The 19,576-nt window shown below is 66.0% G+C and carries 17 protein-coding genes, 1 tRNA gene and 1 pseudogene; 12 read left to right on the forward strand and 7 right to left on the reverse strand.

Annotated features, from left to right (window positions below; translation table 11 throughout):
- Window positions 1-67 precede the first annotated feature (67 nt).
- The 6 genes from htpX to DEM25_RS06855 all read left to right on the forward strand — a co-directional run bounded on the left by htpX (window position 68) and on the right by DEM25_RS06855 (window position 7,583).
- Entirely contained in the window at window positions 68-1,036 is a 969-nt protein-coding gene (gene htpX, locus DEM25_RS06830) for a zinc metalloprotease HtpX (protein ID WP_109765699.1), read from the forward strand.
- Window positions 1,033-2,433, forward strand: coding sequence for an RsmB/NOP family class I SAM-dependent RNA methyltransferase (locus DEM25_RS06835; protein ID WP_245412782.1), 1,401 nt, complete (start codon window positions 1,033-1,035; stop codon window positions 2,431-2,433). The genes htpX and DEM25_RS06835 overlap by 4 nt, the downstream gene beginning before the upstream one ends.
- Before the next feature lie 82 nt (window positions 2,434-2,515).
- On the forward strand, window positions 2,516-4,216 hold the full coding sequence (locus DEM25_RS06840; RefSeq protein ID WP_158585190.1) for a heparinase II/III family protein: 1,701 nt from the start codon (window positions 2,516-2,518) through the stop codon (window positions 4,214-4,216).
- A 116-nt stretch (window positions 4,217-4,332) separates the two neighbouring features.
- Window positions 4,333-5,949: a bifunctional phosphoribosylaminoimidazolecarboxamide formyltransferase/IMP cyclohydrolase gene (purH, locus tag DEM25_RS06845; RefSeq protein WP_109765697.1), complete on the forward strand. Its 1,617-nt coding sequence runs from the start codon at window positions 4,333-4,335 to the stop codon at window positions 5,947-5,949.
- Between the two features lie 181 nt (window positions 5,950-6,130).
- Entirely contained in the window at window positions 6,131-7,339 is a 1,209-nt protein-coding gene (locus tag DEM25_RS06850; protein ID WP_196780290.1) for a murein L,D-transpeptidase family protein, read from the forward strand.
- Between the two features lie 7 nt (window positions 7,340-7,346).
- Window positions 7,347-7,583 (forward strand): sulfurtransferase TusA family protein, encoded by a 237-nt coding sequence (locus DEM25_RS06855; protein ID WP_109765696.1) that lies wholly within the window; start codon window positions 7,347-7,349, stop codon window positions 7,581-7,583.
- Window positions 7,584-7,592: 9 nt separating this feature from the next.
- On the opposite strand, the gene DEM25_RS06860 is transcribed toward DEM25_RS06855, so the two are convergent.
- Entirely contained in the window at window positions 7,593-8,780 is a 1,188-nt protein-coding gene (locus DEM25_RS06860) for a D-alanyl-D-alanine carboxypeptidase family protein (protein WP_245412783.1), read from the reverse strand.
- 172 nt (window positions 8,781-8,952) lie between these two features.
- On the opposite strand from DEM25_RS06860, the gene DEM25_RS06865 reads away from it, so the two are divergent.
- Complete coding sequence (locus DEM25_RS06865) at window positions 8,953-10,116, forward strand: M20 aminoacylase family protein (protein WP_109765805.1); 1,164 nt, start codon at window positions 8,953-8,955, stop codon at window positions 10,114-10,116.
- A 9-nt stretch (window positions 10,117-10,125) separates the two neighbouring features.
- On the opposite strand, the gene DEM25_RS06870 is transcribed toward DEM25_RS06865, so the two are convergent.
- Entirely contained in the window at window positions 10,126-10,473 is a 348-nt protein-coding gene (locus DEM25_RS06870; RefSeq protein WP_196780291.1) for an ArsR/SmtB family transcription factor, read from the reverse strand.
- Window positions 10,474-10,528: 55 nt separating this feature from the next.
- Between DEM25_RS06870 and DEM25_RS06875 the strand changes: the two genes are divergently transcribed.
- From DEM25_RS06875 to DEM25_RS06895, 5 genes are all read left to right on the forward strand, one after another.
- Window positions 10,529-11,029, forward strand: coding sequence for a YeeE/YedE family protein (locus DEM25_RS06875; RefSeq protein ID WP_109765694.1), 501 nt, complete (start codon window positions 10,529-10,531; stop codon window positions 11,027-11,029).
- A gap of 2 nt (window positions 11,030-11,031) precedes the next feature.
- Window positions 11,032-11,469, forward strand: a complete 438-nt coding sequence (locus DEM25_RS06880; protein ID WP_109765693.1) for a DUF6691 family protein — start codon at window positions 11,032-11,034, stop codon at window positions 11,467-11,469.
- Window positions 11,470-11,491: 22 nt separating this feature from the next.
- The gene (locus DEM25_RS06885; RefSeq protein ID WP_109765692.1) at window positions 11,492-12,379 is read left to right on the forward strand and encodes an MBL fold metallo-hydrolase; all 888 of its coding nucleotides are present in this window, start codon (window positions 11,492-11,494) and stop codon (window positions 12,377-12,379) included.
- Window positions 12,380-12,452: 73 nt separating this feature from the next.
- Window positions 12,453-14,303 carry a SulP family inorganic anion transporter gene (locus DEM25_RS06890; protein ID WP_109765804.1) on the forward strand — a complete coding sequence of 617 codons (1,851 nt, stop codon included), beginning with the start codon at window positions 12,453-12,455 and terminating at the stop codon, window positions 14,301-14,303.
- A tRNA-Arg gene (locus DEM25_RS06895) sits at window positions 14,265-14,341 on the forward strand. Before DEM25_RS06890 ends, DEM25_RS06895 begins: the two co-directional genes overlap by 39 nt.
- Window positions 14,342-14,357: 16 nt before the next feature.
- Here DEM25_RS06895 and DEM25_RS17750 read toward each other — a convergent pair.
- The 5 genes and pseudogenes from DEM25_RS17750 to DEM25_RS06920 all read right to left on the reverse strand — a co-directional run bounded on the left by DEM25_RS17750 (window position 14,358) and on the right by DEM25_RS06920 (window position 19,514).
- On the reverse strand, window positions 14,358-14,513 hold the full coding sequence (locus DEM25_RS17750; RefSeq protein WP_158585191.1) for a hypothetical protein: 156 nt from the start codon (window positions 14,511-14,513) through the stop codon (window positions 14,358-14,360).
- A 147-nt stretch (window positions 14,514-14,660) separates the two neighbouring features.
- Window positions 14,661-15,644, reverse strand: a complete 984-nt coding sequence (locus tag DEM25_RS06905; RefSeq protein WP_245412785.1) for a YeiH family protein — start codon at window positions 15,642-15,644, stop codon at window positions 14,661-14,663.
- Between the two features lie 4 nt (window positions 15,645-15,648).
- The gene (gene hisD, locus DEM25_RS18100; RefSeq protein WP_109765689.1) at window positions 15,649-16,959 is read right to left on the reverse strand and encodes a histidinol dehydrogenase; all 1,311 of its coding nucleotides are present in this window, start codon (window positions 16,957-16,959) and stop codon (window positions 15,649-15,651) included.
- Between the two features lie 162 nt (window positions 16,960-17,121).
- Window positions 17,122-18,486, reverse strand: a pseudogene (locus DEM25_RS18340) (ABC transporter permease); the annotation flags it as partial.
- Window positions 18,486-19,514 (reverse strand): quaternary amine ABC transporter ATP-binding protein, encoded by a 1,029-nt coding sequence (locus DEM25_RS06920; protein ID WP_109765687.1) that lies wholly within the window; start codon window positions 19,512-19,514, stop codon window positions 18,486-18,488. The pseudogene DEM25_RS18340 and the gene DEM25_RS06920, both read right to left, overlap by 1 nt.
- Between the last annotated feature and the right edge of the window lie 62 nt (window positions 19,515-19,576).

Raw genomic sequence — 19,576 nt, forward strand, 5'->3', positions numbered from 1 at the left:
TTATATGGCGGGTTGCCGGGCCGCGTCCAGCATCCCCCTAACCGTGCCGATGATGGAGCCAGAGCGAATGAACATGATCAAGACCGCCATGCTGATCGCCTTCATGACGGCGCTGTTCATGGGCATAGGATATCTGATCGGCGGTACGGGCGGGATGATGATCGCGTTTGCCATCGCGGTCGTCATGAACGGCTTTTCCTACTGGAACGCCGACAAGATGGTGCTGCGCATGAACGGCGCGGTGGAGGTCGATGAGCAAAGCGCGCCCGAATATTACGGTATGGTGCGCGATCTGGCCGCCAATGCCGGCCTGCCCATGCCGAAGGTCTACATCATCAACCAGGAGCAGCCCAATGCGTTCGCCACGGGCCGCAATCCCGAAAACGCCGCCGTTGCCGCGACGACCGGCCTTTTGGACCAGCTGACGCCCGAGGAGGTGGCCGGCGTGATGGCGCATGAACTGGCCCACATCCAGAACCGCGACACGCTGATCATGACGATCACAGCGACGCTGGCCGGCGCGATTTCCATGCTCGGCAATTTCGCGCTTTTCTTCGGCTCGGGCCGCGATAACAACAATCCGCTGGGCATTGTGGGCGTCCTTATCGCAATGATCGTCGCGCCGTTCGCGGCGATGATCGTGCAGATGGCGATCAGCCGGACGCGCGAATATTCAGCCGACCGGCGCGGCGCGGAGATTTGCGGCCGGCCCGACTGGCTGGCCAGCGCCCTTGCCAAGATCGCCCGGGCTGCCGGCCGTTCGGTGAACGTGCCCGCCGAGCGCAATCCGGCGACGGCGCACATGTTCATCATCAATCCGCTCAACGGCCAGCGTGCCGACAGCCTGTTTTCCACCCATCCGGACACGCAGAACCGGATCGACGCGCTGATGGCGATGACCGATGCCGGCGGCCCGCCGGCACGGCCGCATCGGCCCGAACCCGCCCCGCGCCGCACATCGGGCGTTCCGGGCACCGGCAATCGCTGGGGCCGTTCTCATGACGGCAGCGACGGCAATGGCGGACCCTGGGGTTGAGCGCCTCCGCCCGCCGTCGCAAGCCCACAAAACGCACAGCCACACATGGCGCAGCAGAACGGCCCGGCCTCGCCGCCCGGCTGGCGGGCCAGCGCCTTTTGAGCGCGATCGTCGATTCGCGCACGCCGATGGATGCGCTGACCGACGACAGCCACGGCCATCCGCATTATCTGGCGCTCGATGCGCGCGACCGGTCGCTTGTCCGCGCCATGCTGATGGCGGCGCTGCGCCACCGGGGCGATCTCGAAGCGCTGATCGACCGGTTCACCGACCGGCCGCTGCCCGGCGGCGCCGCATCGCTGCGCGCCATCATCCATCTCGCGCTGGCGCAGATCCTGTTCCTCGACGTGCCGGACCACAGCGCCGTCGATCTTGCGGTCGAGGCGGCGCGCACCGACCCGCGCAACCGGCGCTTTGCAGGGCTGGTCAATGCGCTTTGCCGCCGCGCGGTGCGCGACCGGGAAAAGATCCTCGACGCGATCGCCCGTTCACCGTCGCGCGCGCCGGGATGGTTCGCCGAGCGGCTTACCGAGATCTATGGCGCGGAGAAGGCCGCCGCCATCGAAGCGTGCCACCGGCGGCCGGCGCCGATCGATCTGACGCTGGCCGACGAAAGCCCCGAAAACGTGGCGCTGTGGGCGGAACGGCTCGGCGCCATCGCGCTGCCCACCGGTTCGCTGCGCCTGACGTCCCATACGGCAATCACGGAACTGCCCGGATATGCCGATGGCGTCTGGTGGGTTCAGGACGCGGCGGCGGCGATCCCCGCGCGCCTGTTCGGCGATGTCGCCGGCCAGCGGGTTCTCGACCTTTGTGCGGCGCCCGGCGGCAAGACCGCGCAGCTGGTCGAGCGCGGCGCCACCGTCACCGCGCTCGACCAGTCGGCGAACCGGCTCAAGCGCCTTGCCGCCAATCTCGACCGGCTCGGCCTGGCCGATCGCTGCGAGACGGTTGCCGCGAGCCTGTTCGATCATGGGGCGGACGTGCCGTTCGATGCGGTCCTACTCGATGCGCCGTGCTCGTCGACCGGCACCGTGCGGCGGCACCCCGACGTGCCCTGGACCAAGACCCCGGAAGACATCGCCAAACTGGCCGCGCTGCAGGCGCGGATGCTGGAGCGGGCGGCCGACTTCGTCGCGCCCGGCGGAACGCTGGTCTTTTCCAACTGCTCACTCGATCCGAGCGAGGGCGAAGACGTGGCGCGCGCCTTTTCGCGCGAACATGCAAACTTCGAGCCTCTTCCGGTGACCGATGACGACCTGCCCGGCCTTTCATCGGCGATCACCGGGGAAGGATTTGTCCGAACCACACCGGCGGATCTGCCGCTTGCCGGCGATGAGGCGCGGCTTGGCGGGATCGACGGTTTTTTTGCCGCGCGCTGGCGCCGTAGGGTCTGAAAAACGACAATAAAGCATTGGTTTGGCATAGCTGCGCAATGCAGTTATGGTTTCAGCCGATTGGGGAATCGGGGCGGAAGCCGTGGCACGTTCTCGCTGGAATGCGCAGCCGGGATACTGGGGAGTCAGCACCGGCCTGCTGTGGGAACGGCTGCGCTACCGGCTGCAGTCCGGCTCGATCACCAATTGGCAGCTTGTCGGCCCGGTTCCGGCGCGGCTGCTGCTGTCGCCGTCATGCCTGCGGCCCAGCGATCCGCTTCTGGCGCGCGACTTCTATCAGGGGCGCTACAGCTTCGGCGGGCGCACGGTCGAGACCGGCAGCCAGTCGCCCTTTCTGGCGGAGCCGCCATCGGCGGCCTGGTATGCCGAACTTCACGGCTTCCGGTGGCTGCGCCATCTCGCCGACGCCAACACCGATCTTGCGGCAGCGCAGGCACGCGCGCTGATCGAGGACTGGATCAGCGGCTACGGCAAGCGGCTGCGCGAACCGGCCTACGACCTGCCGACCACCGCCAGCCGCTTGATTGCCTGGATCCAGCACGCCCGCTTCTTTCTGCAGAGCAGCGAGCACGGTTTCTACCGCCGCTTCATGATGTCGCTGTCGCGGCAGGTTCGATATCTGCGCAACGCGCTGCGCGGCTATCCGGACTGCATCGACACGCTACAGGCGCTGATCGCCCTGTCGGTCGCTTCGCTCGCCATCCCGACGGCCGAGCGCCGTCAGCAGCGCATTGCCCGGCAGCTCGAGTTCCAGCTCAAGCGCCAGATCCTGCCAGACGGTGCCCATGTCAGCCGCAACCCGGCGCATCTGCCCGAACTGCTCGCCGATCTTCTGCCGCTGGCGCAATGCTATGTGGCCGCCTCGCGGCCGGTGCCGCCCGAACTGGTGCGTGCCGTCGACCGGATGTTTCCGCGCCTGCGTGCCATGCGCCACCGCGACGGGCATCTGGCGATGTTCCACGGTGCCGGCTACGACAAGACAGACCTGATCGCCGCCGTGCTGCGGCTCGACCAGACCGAGGGCAAGACCGGCCCGCATGCCGTGCAGAGCGGCTACTATCGGCTCGAGGCCGGCGACACGGTGATCATCGCCGACACCGGCACGATCCCGAAGGGCATTGACGGGGCGAACTGCCATGCCAGCGCGCTGGCCTTCGAACTGTCGACGCTGCGCGGCCGCATCGTCACAAATCTGGGCGTCGACCGGCTGCTGCGGGCTGATTTCGGGCCGGTCGCCCGCGCCACGGCCGCCCATTCGACGCTTTCGGTGGGCGATGTGTCGTCGGCGCGCTTTCGCCGCTTCGCCGGCGCGCCCCGAAGGCATGACTGGCGCGCGGTGTCCGGTCCGCGCCGGGTCGCGGTCTCCGACTGGCAGAGCGACGGCATGACCGGCTTTTCGGCCGAACATGACGGCTATCAGCGCGTCTTTGGCCTTGTGCATGAACGCGGCATCGCAGTCCGGCCCGATGGCGGCCGTGTCGACGGGTACGATCTGCTGCGCCCGCCCTCCGGCCGCAAGCCGCATGCGGTTGCGGCGCAATTGCGCTTTCATTTCCATCCGGGCGTGCGCGTGAGCGCGACGCAGGCGGCCAACACGTTCCTGCTCTCTCTCGAAAGCGGCGAACGCTGGGCGTTCCGCGCCATCGGTGCGCCCGCCGCGATCGAGGAAAGCCTCTTTCTGGCGGCCGTCGCCGGCCCCGTGCGCACGGCGCAGATCGCGATCGGCATCGAGTGGCCGGAGACCGAACGGGTGAGCTGGCGCTTCGAGCGACTGTCCGACTGACAGCCCGACGATTTGCTGTGCGTTGCGGACCGGCCGTGGCGGGCTGGCGGTGGGCAATCGGCGTGGCGCCATGATAAGCGGGCGCCATCATCCGTCCCAGCCGAGGAAGTCCGCCCATGGCCGTCGCCGCCAAGACCATCGCACCGCCCGACCGCGTGCCCGTGCGCCGGGCGCTATTGTCGGTGTCCGACAAGACCGGGCTGGTCGAACTGGCGGCCGCGCTCGCGGCGATGGACGTCGCGCTGGTCTCGACCGGCGGGACGCGCCGGGCACTGGCCGATGCCGGGCTCGCGGTTACCGACATTTCCGAATTGACCGGGTTCCCTGAAATCATGGACGGAAGGGTGAAGACGCTGCATCCCAAGGTGCATGGCGGGCTTCTGGCCGTGCGCAACGATCCCGACCATCAGGCCGCCATGACCGAACATGGCATCGAGGGCTTCGATCTGGTCGTCGTCAATCTCTACCCGTTCGAAGAGGTCGTCGCGTCGGGCGGCGATGAGGCGACGACGATCGAGAACATCGACATTGGCGGCCCGGCCATGGTGCGGGCCTCGGCCAAGAACCATGGCCATGTGGCGATCGTCACCGACCCGGATGACTACGACATGGTGCTCGGGCATCTGTCGGACGGCAAGGGCACGACCGATCTTGCCACGCGCCGCCGCCTCGCGGTCAAGGCGTTCAAGCGGACGGCGAGCTATGATGCGGCGGTTTCCCGCTGGATGGAGACGGCGTTCGATGCCGAACCGTTCGATGCGCTCGATGCGCTGGGCGGGCGCCGTGTCGCGACGATGCGCTATGGCGAGAACCCGCATCAGGCGGCAGCGCTTTATCTGACCGGCGAGACCCGCCCGGGCGCTGCCACGGCGAGGGTACTGCAGGGCAAACCGCTCTCCTACAACAACATCAACGACACGGACGCGGCCTTCGAGCTGGTCAGCGAGTTTGGCGCGGAGACGCCGGCGGTGGCCATCATCAAGCATGCCAATCCGTGCGGCGTCGCGCGCGCCGGAACGCTGATCGACGCCTATCGCGCCGCATTCGATTGCGACCGCACATCGGCGTTCGGCGGCATCGTCGCGTTCAACCGTGAACTGGACGCCGAAACCGCCCGCGCCGTGCTTGAGATCTTCACCGAAGTCGTCATTGCGCCGGCGATCAGCGACGGCGCGCGCGAGGCTTTTGCGGGCAAGCCCAATCTGCGCCTTCTGCAGACCGGCGGGCTCGCCGATCCGCGCGCGCCGGGCTTCGTCGTCCGGCCGATCGCCGGCGGCTATCTCAAACAGGGGCGCGACGCGGCGGTCGTCGACGACATGGCCCTGCGCGTCGTCACCAAACGCGCGCCGGACACGCGCGAAATGAACGATCTGAAATTCGCCTTCCAGGTTGCCAAACACGTCAAGTCGAACGCGATCGTCTATGCGCGCGACGGCGCCACCGTGGGCATCGGCGCAGGCCAGATGAGCCGTGTCGATTCAAGCCGCATCGCCGCGCGCAAGGCGGTCGACGCCGCCGAGGCGCTCGGTCTCGCCGAGCCGAAGACCAAGGGATCGGTGGTTGCCTCGGACGCGTTCTTTCCGTTCGCGGACGGATTGCTGGCGGCCGTCGAGGCGGGCGCGACAGCGGTCATCCAGCCGGGAGGCTCGATGCGCGACGATCAGGTGATCGAGGCGGCCGATGCGCACGGCATCGCCATGGTGTTCACGGGCACCCGCCATTTCCGCCACTGACCCGACGACCGGGCGGCTCGGCGCCATGGTTTTGCCATCGGTTTGCCGCATTCGCGGCTAAGGTGCGGCGCCGGGAATGCCGCGCCCGTCTGACATGTTCGTGATGGGTACGGGGAAACCTTGCGGTAACTTTCCGTCAACTATATTGCGTGGATCGGAAGCGACTATCGGGACCTCTAACATGCGTGTGCGTTCGGCTTTCACCGCATTGGCGCTGTCGGCAGCGGTCGCGCTGGCCTCGTGCCAGGGCAGCGACGTGCTGAACCTTGCCGCCGAGGCGCCGCTGCCGCGCGATGTCGTCAACATCATGAGCGCTAAGGGGATGACCAAGTCATCGCCCATCATGATGCGCATCTTCAAGGAAGAAGAGGTGCTGGAGGTCTGGAAGCAGACCGACACCGGCCGCTACGATCTCGTCAAGACCTATGAGATCTGCGAGTTTTCCGGCGACAAGGGACCAAAATTCCGGGAAGGCGACCGGCAGAGCCCGGAAGGGTTCTACTTCGTCAACCGGAACCTTCTGAACCCCAATTCGAGCTATCATCTGTCGTTCAATCTGGGCTTTCCCAATGCGTTCGACCGCTCGCATGGCCGCACCGGCTCGTTCCTGATGGTGCACGGAGATTGTTCGTCGCGCGGCTGTTACGCGATGACCGACAAGTACATCACCGAGATCTACGCGTTCGCGCGCGAGGCGCTGCGCGGCGGCCGGCAGAACGAGTTCCAGGTGCAGGCCTTCCCGTTCCGCATGACGCCGGAAAACATGGCCGCGCACCGCGACAGCCCGCATTTCGAGTACTGGAAGATGCTCAAATCGGGCTATGACCATTTCGAGCTGACGCGCACGCCGCCCAAGGTCGATGTCTGCGAGCGCAAATACATCTTCAACCAGATCCCCGAGGACGGCGACTTCGAAGCGGCTGCGCAGTGCCCGCAGACGACGATGCCGGCGCCGCTGGCCATCGCCTACAACCAGCTCAAGCAGCAGCACGCGCTGCAGTTCGAGCGCGCCGTGGCGCGCCTCGAGGGCCGTCCGCTCGATCTCAGCGAGGGCATGACCGGACTTCTGGACCTGCCGCCGACGCCGGTGCGCCAGGTCGAACCGCTCACGCCGGCCGAGGTATTGCCGACCGTCGGCCAGCCGCCCGAGGCATCGGTTCAGCCGGCGCCCGCCGTGCAGCCTGCAGGACAATCCGCGCCGTCATCGGCCCAGTCGACGCCGCTGACGGCGATCACGCCCGGCACGGCCGGCCCGATCATTGCGACGTCCAGCGGATCGGGCATCACCGCCAATTCCGGCCCGCAGGCGGCTCAGGCTGCGCCGGGCGTCGCCCCGGATTCCGGCGCCGGAACCGGGGTTCCCCTGCCGGCCTCGCGGCCGTTGCAGTGACCGCGCCATGAGCGGAGAGGCACTGTCCGACGATTACGATCTGCGCGGGCTGAACTGCCCGCTTCCCGTGCTGAAAACGCAGAAGCGGATGCGCGCCATGGCGGCCGGCGAGCGGCTCTGGGTGCGCACAAGCGACCCGCTCGCGGTGATCGACATTCCCAATTTCTGCCGCGAGAGGGGCCACGGCCTGATCGAGACCGAGAGCGTCGATGACGGCCACCGCTTCCTGATTGAACGGGGCTGACGCGCGCCGCTACCCGCTTTCGGGGCGGCTCGCCGGCACCGGCACATCGAAGCCGGGCCGCAGCTGGTAGCGTTCCATCTCCGCCTCGCTGGCCAGCGACGGCCGATAGGGCCGCGGCGCCGGCACCGGATAGGCGTCGATCGCCGCGCCGCCCAGCACGATCGCGGTCATGCTGGCGCCTTCGGCGCCTCCAAGTCCGACCCGCGCGGCGCGCGGTTCCCGGTCCATCGTGCCTATGAGAGCAGTGTCGAAGACGATGTTGCCATCGACATCGCGCCCGTCCCAGCGGGCGGCACGCGCCTCGTCGGTGCACACGACCGGCCGCAGATCGGCGGGAACGCCGTCGGCGTCGGTTCCCGGAACGCTGTCGAGATCGACGGTGGTGGCCGCTTCGGCGCTGAAACCGTCCTGCAGCAGCGTCGCGCTCTTTTCGGCGCGCTCCTTCTGGCTTTCGGTGCCCATCACCACGGCGACCAGCGTGCGGCCCCCGCGCGTTGCCGATGCGACCAGATTGAAGCCCGATGCGCATACGAAACCGGTCTTCATGCCGTCGGCGCCCTCGAAGCGGCCAAGCAGCAGATTGTAGGACGGGATCAGCTGTTCGCCGAAGCTGATCGCCTCGATGGAAAAATAGTCGGCGCGGTCGGCAAACTCGGTCCTCAGCGCGCGGGCCAGAACCGCCATGTCGCGCGCGGTCGTATATTGCTGTTCGTCGTGCAGCCCGTGCGGATTGACGAAACTGGTGTTCGTCATGCCAAGGCGCGCCGCTTCCTCGTTCATGCGTGCAACGAACGCCGCCTCGCTGCCCGCCACCGCCTCGCCGAGCGCGACGGCGATGTCGTTGGCCGAGCGGACGATCACCATCTTGATCGCATTGTCGACGGTCATGATCGATCCGGACGGATAGCCCATCCGGCTCGGCGGCGTGGAGACGGCGTTGGCGGTGACGCGCACCGGCGAGCGCAAGGTCAGTTCGCCGGCCTCGAGCGCACGGAACGTGACATAGGCGGTCATCAGCTTGGTCAGCGAGGCCGGGCTCCAAAGGTCGTGCGCCTGCTCGTGATGCAGCACCGACCCGGTTGCCGGCTCGAAGACCAGCGCCGGCGCGGCCTCGGCGGCGATCGGCAGCCCGAGCGCCAGAACCAGCGCGGCTGCGGTCCGCGCCGGCATCGTCCTGCGTGCAGTTGGTGCGATCATCATGTTCCCCGGCCAGCCCGTTTGCGCCGCATCCCGCGCGGCTCCGTTGCGCCATCAAACAAATCGTGCCCGGTCATGGCAACCGCGAAATGATGACATCGGCGCGAGCGGCGCGCTATATGGAGCCCAGATCAGACAGGCCGTGTCCCGGTCCCAGCGAGAGAGAGCCTTCATGCCCTTATTGAACCGCGCCGCCGAACTGCAGGATGAAGTCAGCGGATGGCGCCGCCATCTGCACGCCCATCCCGAACTGATGTTCGATGTGCACGACACGGCCGCCTTCGTCACCGACAAGCTGCGCGCCTTTGGCTGCGACGAGGTGGTGACCGGTCTTGGCCGCACCGGCGTCGTCGGCGTCATCAAGGGCAATCGCGGCGAGGGCGAAACGATCGGCATGCGCGCGGACATGGATGCGCTGCCGATCCATGAAGCGACGGACGTGCCGCACAAATCGACCATCGCCGGCAAGATGCATGCCTGCGGCCATGACGGACACACCTCTATGCTGCTCGGCGCGGCCAAATATCTTGCCGAGACGCGCAACTTCGCCGGCACGGTGGTCGTCATCTTCCAGCCGGCCGAAGAGGGTGGCGGCGGCGGCAACGAGATGGTCAGGGACGGGCTGATGGAACGCTTCGGCATCGACCGCGTCTACGGCATGCACAACATGCCCGGCGTCGATGCGGGCGCGTTCGTCATCCGGCCGGGCGCGCTGTGCGCGGCGACCGACGAGTTCACGATCACGGTGACCGGAAAGGGCGGCCACGCCGCCATGCCGCAAAAGAGCATCGATCCGATCGTCATCGGCGCGCAGATCGTCACGGCGCTGCAATCGATCGCCTCGCGAAACACCGACCCGGTCGGGTCCATCGTCGTGTCGGTGACCAAGTTCAATGCCGGTACGGCCTACAATGTCATTCCCGGAACCGCCGTTCTGGCGGGAACGGTGCGCACGCTCGACGAGGATGTCCGCAAGCTGGGGGAGGAACGGCTGCACGCCATCACGCACGGGATCTGCGAGGCGCATGGCGCCGAGGCCCATATCAAATGGCATCGCGGCTATCCGGTGACGGTCAATCATGCCGACGAGACGATGATCGCGGCCGATGCGGCCGAGCAGATCACAGGGCAGGGAACAGTGCCGACCGACATCAAACCGATGATGGGCGGGGAGGACTTTTCCTACATGCTCAACGCCCGGCCGGGCGCGATGATCATGATCGGCAATGGCGACAGCGCCGGACTGCATCACCCCGAATATGATTTCAACGACCAGATCATTCCGGCCGGCATCAGCTTCTGGGCCAAGCTCGCCGAAACCAATCCCGCGCGCTGAGCGCGGGCGTCATTCGGCTTTCTGGGTTTTCTGACCGGTAGCGGCGGCTTCGCCGTCCATGCCCCGCGGGCAGTAAAGATCGTGCAGGACAGCGAGCACCTCGGTCACTTCGCGGCCCTGCAGCGAATAATAGATCGTCTGCGCATCACGCTCTGTCTTGACCAGGCCCGCCTCGCGCAGCTTGCGCAGATGGTGCGACATGGCGGGCTGTGACAGGTTGACCGCCTCGGCCAGCTTGACCACGCTCCATTTCTGTTCTGACAGCGCGCACAGGATGCGCAGGCGCACCGGCTGGGAGAGCATTTCCATCAGCCGGGCCGCCTCGGCGATATGCGGTTCGAGCTCTTCGATATCCATTATATAAGACCTCTTGAATATTAACTGATGAGAATATAACTATCGGATCATCGCGGTGCAAGCAGGCGCTGCGAAAAGGGCGGAAAGCCCCGTTCAACCGGTTGGGATCAAGGAAAGCTTCATGGCCACCGAATTCACCCCCTTCATGTCGCTTCTGGGCGGCTTTCTCATCGGCGTCGCCGCCATCGCGCTGATGGCGCTGCATGGCCGCGTTGCCGGGATGACCGGCATCATGGCCGGCATTCTGCCGCCAGCCGTCAGCGACTGGCAGTGGCGCGCCGCGTTTCTGGCGGGCGCCGTCATCGCGCCGGCCCTGTTCCTGTTTGCCGGCGGAACCGTGCCGTTCGCGGTTCCCGTGCCGGTCTGGGCCATGGTCGTCGGCGGTCTGATTGTCGGCATCGGCGTACATTTCGGCTCGGGCTGCACGTCCGGTCACGGTGTCTGCGGCATGGCGCGCCTGTCGCCACGCTCGATCGTCGCCACCATCACCTTCATGATCACGACGGGCATCACCGTCTATGTCATGCGTCACGTTCTTTCGGTCGGAGTTGCCTGATCATGCATATCGTTTCAGCCCTTCTCATCGGCGCCGTCTTCGGCCTGGGGATCGCCATTTCCGGCATGGCCAATCCGGCCAAGGTGATCAACTTCTTCGACGTCGCCGGCACGTGGGACCCCAGTCTCATCTTCGTGATGGGCGGCGCGCTGGTCACCACGGCGATCGGCTATCGTATCGTCTTCGGCACGCGGTCCCGGCCGCTGTTCGCCAAGAATTACTCCCTGCCCACGCGCACCGATCTCGATGCGCGGCTGATCGGCGGCTCCGCCCTGTTCGGCGTCGGCTGGGGTATCTCCGGCTTCTGCCCGGGCGGCGCCATCCCGGCACTCGGGCTCGGCCAGCCGGCCGTTCCGGTCTTCGTCATCGCGATGGCCGCCGGCATCATCGTCGCGCGCAGCGCGCTCAGTCCCATGCTCAGCAAGACCGCTTCTGCGTAAGCGGCATAAAAGGAGTCCCATAATGACACTTCAGTTCCAGCCCGACATGCAGGTCAAACCGGACGTTGCGGCCTTCTTCGATCCGCAGACCAACACGATCTCCTATGTCGTCAAGGACCCGGCAAGCAACAGCTGCGCCATTGTCGATTCGGTGCTCGATATCGACTATGCGGCCGGCCGGCTGTCCTATGACAGCGCCGACAAGATCATCGAACACGTCAAGGCCAACGGCCTGACCGTCGAGTGGATCATCGAGACCCATGTCCATGCGGACCATCTGTCGGCGGCGCCCTACCTTCAGGAGAAGCTTGGCGGCAAGATCGGCATCGGGGACCAGATCACGATCGTCCAGGACACGTTCGGCAAGGTGTTCAACGAGGGCACAGAGTTCCAGCGCGACGGCTCGCAGTTCGACCGGCTGTTCGCCGACGGCGACACCTATCAGGTGGGCTCGATGACCGCCCATGTGATGGCGACGCCCGGCCACACGCCGGCCTGCCAGACCCATGTGATCGGCGATGCGGCCTTTGTCGGCGACACGCTGTTCATGCCCGATGGCGGTTCCGCCCGCGCCGATTTCCCCGGCGGCGATGCAGGCGTGCTCTACGATTCCATCCAGCGTGTTCTGGCGCTGCCGGACACGACCCGCCTGTTCATGTGCCACGATTACGGTCCGAACGGCCGCGACATCAAGTGGGAGACCACGGTCGCCGACGAGAAGGCGCACAACATCCATGTCGGCGGCGGCAAGAGCCGCGATGCGTTCGTCGCCATGCGCACGGCGCGCGACGAAACGCTCGACATGCCCAAGCTGATCCTGCCGTCGCTGCAGGTGAACATGCGCGCCGGCGACGTTCCCACGGACAAGGACGGCAACCCGATGCTGAAGGTTCCGCTCAACAAGCTCTGAGCGGCCAGCGTTGCGGCCCGGACGGCGTCCGGGCCGCAGCATCCCGAAACAATTCAAGAGAAGGCCCGATGTGATGCGCAAGCCGCCTCATCTCCTGCAGCGCTATTTCCCGGTGCTCGATTGGGGGCGCGGCTATGATGGCGAGACCCTGACCGGCGATCTGGTCGCCGCGGTGATCGTCACCATCATGCTGATCCCGCAATCGCTCGCCTATGCGCTGCTGGCGGGTCTGCCGCCCGAAATGGGCCTCTACGCCTCCATCGTGCCGATCGTCCTTTACGCTCTGTTCGGCACCTCGCGGGCGCTGGCCGTCGGCCCGGTCGCGGTCGTCTCGCTGATGACGGCGGCGGCGATCGGCAAGGTCGCCGAGCCCGGTTCCTCCGACTATATCATCGCCGCTTTGACGCTGGCCTTCATGTCGGGCGCGCTTCTCGTCGCGATGGGGCTTTTGCGCCTCGGTTTCGTCGCCAACTTCCTGTCGCATCCGGTTATTGCCGGCTTCATCACCGCGTCGGGCATCCTGATCGCTGCCTCGCAGCTCAAACATCTGCTCGGCGTCAGCGCCCACGGCCACACGCTGCCCGAGATCCTGGGCAGCCTGATCGCCGATCTGGGTGCGCTCAACTGGATCACGCTTGTCATCGGGGTCGCGGCCACCGCGTTCCTGTTCTGGGTGCGCGGCGGGCTGAAGCCGATCCTTGTCCGCATCGGCATAGCAGAACGCCTTGCCGGACATCTGGCACGCACCGGCCCGGTCTTCGCCGTTGCGGTCACTGCGTTGGCCGCCTGGTACTGGAACCTTGGAGAGGCGGGCGTCAAGCTCGTCGGCGACGTGCCGCGCGGCCTGCCGCCGCTGACCCAACCGTCCTTTTCGCCCGATCTATGGCTGGCGCTCGCCGGTCCGGCGGTGCTGATCTCGATCATCGGCTTTGTCGAATCGGTGTCGGTCGCCCAGACGCTGGCCGCCAAGCGGCGCCAGCGCATCGACCCGGATCAGGAACTGATCGGCCTGGGCATGGCCAACATGGGCGCCGGCATGACCGGCGGCTATCCGGTCACCGGCGGCTTTGCCCGCTCGGTCGTCAATTTCGACGCCGGGGCGCGGACGCCCGCAGCCGGCGCGTTCACCGCGATCGGCCTTGCCATTGCCTCGCTGACGATCACGCCGTTCATCGCCTTTCTGCCGCAGGCAACGCTGGCGGCAACGATCATCGTCGCGGTCCTCAGCCTGGTCGATTTTTCGATCTTCCGGACGGCATGGGTCTATTCGAAGGCCGACTTCGTCGCGGTCGCCGCCACCGTTCTGGTCACCCTTGTGATCGGCGTCGAGGCCGGCGTGACGGCAGGCGTGCTCCTGTCGGTGCTGATCCACCTCTACAAGACGTCCAAGCCGCACATGGCGGTGATCGGCCAGGTGCCGGGCACGGAGCACTACCGCAACGTCAAGCGCCACGAGGTGATCACCGATCCGCACATCTTGCAGCTTCGCGTCGACGAGAGCCTTTATTTCGCCAATGCGCGCTATCTCGAGGACAAGCTCTACGCCATGGTTGCCGACCATCCCGAGCTCAAGCATGTCGTCCTTGCCTGTCCCGCGGTGAACGCCATCGACATGAGCGCGCTGGAATCGCTCGAGGCGATCAATGAACGGCTCGAGGCGCTGGGCGTGAAGTTCCATCTCACCGAGGTCAAAGGCCCGGTGATGGACCGGCTCAAGCGCAGCCATTTCCTCGACGATCTGACCGGTGAAGTCTTCCTCAGCCAGCATCAGGCGCTGTGCACCCTGTCCTCGGCCAGGCCGGTCAATGGCGACGGCCAGCCCCGCTACGACAAAGCGGATGCCGAGTTGGATTTGCCCGACGCATTTGATAAGCGAGACGGCGACGGTCCCGTAGCTCAGCAGGATAGAGCATCAGATTCCTAATCTGAGGGTCACAGGTTCGAATCCTGTCGGGATCGCCAGATCAGACCCGGCCCCTTACGTATCGACGAAGTCCGAGCCGCGTCCCATCGAGAAGCGGACATCGGCCTTCGGCGTATCCTGTTTGCCGGCGACGGCGGGCGCGGACCGCGTCCGCACCACGACGGTCTCGGCGATCCGGTCGCCCAGCCGCTGGTTCCGGTACGCTTTCATGACCGGCGTTGACCGTCCGGCCGCCACGGACGCGCCGGCGGGTCTTGGCTGCCTTGAGCGCATGTCATGCCGCGCTTGGTCCATGCCGCGCTGTCTGAGGCGCGAGGCGCCCGCTCGCCGGTCCGATGCTTTCAGTGGCGGCACCGCTCAAGTGCCGATGAAGCTGACGATCGCCATGGCAGCAGCGAGCAGCAGGATGGTCTGAAGACAAACCAGCGCGACATGGCGCCCGCCCAACCCGACCATTGCGCCGAGCGAGGTCTTCACGCCAAGCGCGGCGATCGCCGCTATCAGCATCCAGCGGCTTGTTTCGACAAGAGCGGCAACAAACGGCTCGGGAAGGACGCCCAGAGAGTTGATCGCCATGAAGACGATGAACATGACCACGAAAAGGGGCACGCCGACACCTTTCGCTTCGGGCGCCCGGAAGAAGACCGCAATGGCGATGATCACCAAGGGCAACAGCAGCACCCGCTTGAGCTTCGTCAAGGTCGCCATGTTGCCGGCTTCGTCGCTGATCGAATATCCGGCACCAACGACCTGTGCAACATCGTGGATCGTCGCGCCGATCAGAAAGCCGGCCTGCAGGTCGGTGTAGCCGAGCATCGAGAACACGATCGGATAGGCGATCATGGCGACGGTCGACAGGGTGGTGACCGCGACCACGGTGAACAGCGTATCCTGATCGAGGCCGGCGCGCCTTGGCATCGCGGCAGCGATGGCCAGCGCAGCGGATGCGCCGCAGATGGCAACCGCGCCCCCCGTCAGCAAGCCGAGCTGGGTTGACCGTTTGAGGACAGGCGCAAACAGCCAGCCACTGGCAATGGTCATCACCACGAGGCCGACAATGACCGCGACCGACAGCCAGCCCTGCTCCGCCACCTGGCCGAAGCTGAGACGGAAGCCGAGCAGGGCAACACCCATGCGCAACAGGGTCTTGGCGGCAAAGTCGATGCCGCCCTTGCATTGCTCATTGTCGGCGAGGAAGTGGAAGGCCATGCCGATCAGCAGGGCGAACAGCATCACCGGCGCGCCGTAGTGGTCGGACAGAAAGCCCGCGCACAGTGCGACGGTAACGACGACGATCAGCCCGCGATAGCCGTGCCGCAAGGCTGCAAACGGAGCAAGCACGCCGTCAATCCGCCGATGCGGCGAGATCGAAGGATTCCTGCGGGAAGAACTTCGCAAGACGGATGTCGGCGGTGCGGGCATGGCCTTCCATGCCCTCGAGGCGCGAGATGCGCGCCGTCGCTTCGGCGACGGGTCTTGCGCCGTCGCGCGTGGCCCGCTGCCAGGTGACCGTCTTCATGTATTTGTGCACCGAAAGCCCGCCCGTGTACCGGGCCGCCCCCGAGGTCGGAAGGACATGATTGGGTCCGGCGGCCTTGTCACCGAAGGCCACCGTCGTTTCCTCACCGAGAAACAGCGAGCCATAGGAACGAAGCCGGCCCAGCCACCAGTCGAGATCGGCCGCCTGAACGTGCAGGTGCTCGGGGCCATAGGCGTCGCAAACCTGTGCCATTTCTTCCCGGTCCGAGCACAGGATGACCTCGCCATGGTCACGCCAAGCGGCTTCCGCGTTCTTCGCGTTCGTTTCGGGCAGCTCGGCGATGATGGTCGGCATGAGCCGCATCACGGCTTCGGCCAACGCGCGGTCGTCGGTCACCAGCCAGACAGGCGAGTTGTAGCCGTGTTCGGCCTGCCCAGCGAGATCCCAGGCCACCAGATGCGGGTCGGCGGCCCCATCGGCGACGACCATCGAATCGGTGGGACCGGCGAACATGTCGATGCCGACCCGGCCGAACAGCAGGCGCTTGGCTTCGGCGACATATTGGTTGCCGGGTCCGACCAGCATGTCGGCCCTGGGCAGGCCGAACAGACCAAACGCCATGGAGGCGATGCCCTGCACGCCGCCCATGTTCAGAACGGCGTCCGCGCCGCACAGCTGCATCGTGTAGAGGATCGCCGGAGGGATACCGATGCCGGGTTTTGGCGGCGAGCATGCGGTGATGTGATCGACGCCCGCCACCTTAGCCGTCGTGATGGTCATGATCGCCGAGGCGATATGGCTGTAGCGTCCGCCGGGGACGTAGCATCCCGCGGCCGAGACCGGGATGTGCTTCTGCCCGGCGAAGAAGCCCGGCTGAACCTCCAGCTCGCAAGGCTGGATCGTGACCTTCTGGGCCTCGGCGAACCGGCGGATATTGTCGTGGGCGAAGCCGATATCCGCCTTGAGCTTGTCCGGCACCTGGTGCGCGGCCGCGTCGAGGGCGTCCTGCGGCACCAGGGCCGGGCCCGTCCAGCCGTCGAACTTTTGCGCATGGGCGCGTGCCGCAGCATCCCCGCCCTGCTCGATTTCGGTGAGCAGCGCCTGCACCGTGGCCTGCAGATCGGACTGGCCGGTCTCGGCCCGCCGGTCGGCCTTCTTCAGATATTCGATCGTCATCGACGCTTTCTGGCCCCATTCTACCTGTGATCGGCGCGGCGGAACGCGCCTTGTACGATGCGGTCGATGACCATGGCGACGAACAGGATGGCGAACCCTCCCAGAAGACCGGGCCCCTTGGCGGCGAACTGCAACGCTTCCAGGANGGTTCACGCCGGTCATGATCGAAGGCAGCGCGAGCGGCAGTTCCACATCCTTCAGCAACTGCCAGCGCGAAGCGCCGAACGCGGTTGCCGCCTCCTTGATGCTCTCGGGCACGCCGCGCATGCCGAGCGCGGTCAGGCGGATCACCGGCGGCATGCCGAAGATGATCGTTGCCAGAATGCCGGGCGGATTGCCCGTTCCGAAGAACGCGATGATCGGGATCAGATAGACGAAAGCCGGCAATGTCTGCATCAGGTCGAGAACCGGTTCGGCGAACCTGTAGGCGCGCTGGGATTTGCCGAACCAGATGCCCAGCGGAATGCCGATGACGACGCACAGGACCACCGCGGCGCCGACGAGCGCAACCGTTTCCATCGCGATCTCCCAATAGCCCAGCAGCGCGATATAGGCGAGCGCGGCGGCCGTGAAGATCGCCACGCGAGGACCTGCCGCGCGCCAGGCAAAGACGCAGATCACGGCCATGATCACCGGCCAGGGTGTGCCGATCAGGGCAAGGGAGATGGTGTCGAGGATCTGCCTTACGACAAGCACGATGCCGTCGAACGCGCCCGCGCCGCTGCGCGCCGCATCGTCGATCACCGCTTCGAGCCAGCGCGCGGTTGCGCCATAATGGTCCGGATCGGCCGGAAACGCCGTCAGCCAGTCCGGAATGTTCTCTATGGTGAAGCGGTAGACGGTCAGCGGCATGATGACCAGGCCAAGCGCAACTCCGAATACGATGTTGGGCGTGCGGTAGCCCGAGGGTACGGCGCCCGGCGCCACGCGCCAGCGGGAGTACTGCTTCTCATAGACGACGTTCGACCAGATGCCCTGTACAAGACGCAAAACGACAAGCAACGCCAATCCGGACAGCAGGATCATGAACGCGTCGGCGGCCGCCGCTTCGGCCGTCTCGCGGCTCCGCTCGGCGGCCCGCGTGAGATTGCTTGCAAGTGTCTCGAACCGGCTGGGGTCCTCGCCGGCATCGCGCGCTGCCTGCGCCTGGAGGAGAAACTCCTCGGCGCGCGCCGCCTGACGCTCGGCTTGCGCCATGGCGTCGGCGCCCAATTCACCCCAGGTGCCGCGTCCGATCTGCACCCAGGCGATGATCTCCAAAATCAAGAAGGCCCAGAAGAAACCCCACACGCCGCGTGCTGCCGACCAGAACGGGCCGAAAAGGGCGGCGGCCCAGTTGAAGGTCCGCGGTATTCCGGCCGTTGTGTCGTGAATGGTGTGGAACGCGTTTGCGTAATAGTCGGGATTGCGATCCACGAAGTCGGCAATGGAGCGATCCAGCTCGTTGCGATCGACCTCGATATCCTTGACCGACGACGCCTTGGCGGCCGGAGCCTGCACGTCGGTTTGCGATGGTTGAACGTTCATCACCGGCCTCCCTGAATGCCGCGCAGCAATGTGGTCTTGGTGATGATGCCGACATCCTGGCCGGCCTCGGTGACAATCAACGGATGTTCGCTGCCAACGGCGACGTCGATGAGCGAATCCAGGTCCTGGTCGCCTTCGACGCGGATGGCGCCGGCCGATGCTGAGCCATCGGCCAGGGGCTCCATGATCGTGTGCGCCCGCACCAGTTTCAGCCGGGAAATGCCTTGCACGAACTCGCGCACATAGTCGTCGGCCGGTTTGGTGACGATCTCTTCGGGGGTGCCGATCTGGACGATGACGCCGTCCTTCATGATCGCAATTCGGTGGCCGATGCGGATGGCCTCGTCGAGATCGTGGGTGATGAACAGCGTCGACTTGTTGAGGTCGCGCACAAGCGCCTTGAACTGGTCCTGCAATTGCAGCCGGATCAGCGGGTCGAGCGCCGAGAACGGCTCATCCATCAGCAGGATTTCCGGGTCGCTGGCAAGCGCCCGGGCGATACCCACGCGCTGCTGCATGCCTCCGGACAGCTCGCGTGGCAGGCGGTCTTCGTAGCCGGTCAGATCGACCAGTCCGAGCGTGTAGTCGGAAATCGCCCATCGCCTGGACTTGGGAATCTTCCGGATTTCAAGCGGATAGGCGACGTTCTCGCGCACCGAGCGATGTGGCATCAGTGCCATGTGCTGGAAGACCATGCCGATGTGGCGGGCCCGCATCTGGCGCAGTTCGGCATTGCCCATCGCCCCGACATCGGTGCCAAGCACCTTGATGGAACCGGCGCTCGGCTCGATGAGCCGGTTCACGTGCCGAACGAGCGTCGACTTGCCCGAGCCGGACAGCCCCATGATGCAGAAGATCTCGCCGCGGGCGACCGAAAACGAGGCGCTGCGCACGCCGATGACGGTCTGGTACTTCTCCAGAGCTTCGGTCTTGGAGAGGTTGGTTCGTTCGGCATCGGCGATCGTCTCATCGGCACGCTCACCAAAAACTTTCCAGACATTGGACAGTTCGACGACGGTCTCAGCCATATGAACTCGCAGTGGATTGTCAGGGCGTCTGCCCGGTGGGGCGCTGTCGCGGAACGGGCGTT

Source organism: Oceaniradius stylonematis, assembly GCF_003149475.2.
Classification (GTDB): domain Bacteria; phylum Pseudomonadota; class Alphaproteobacteria; order Rhizobiales; family Rhizobiaceae; genus Roseitalea; species Roseitalea stylonematis.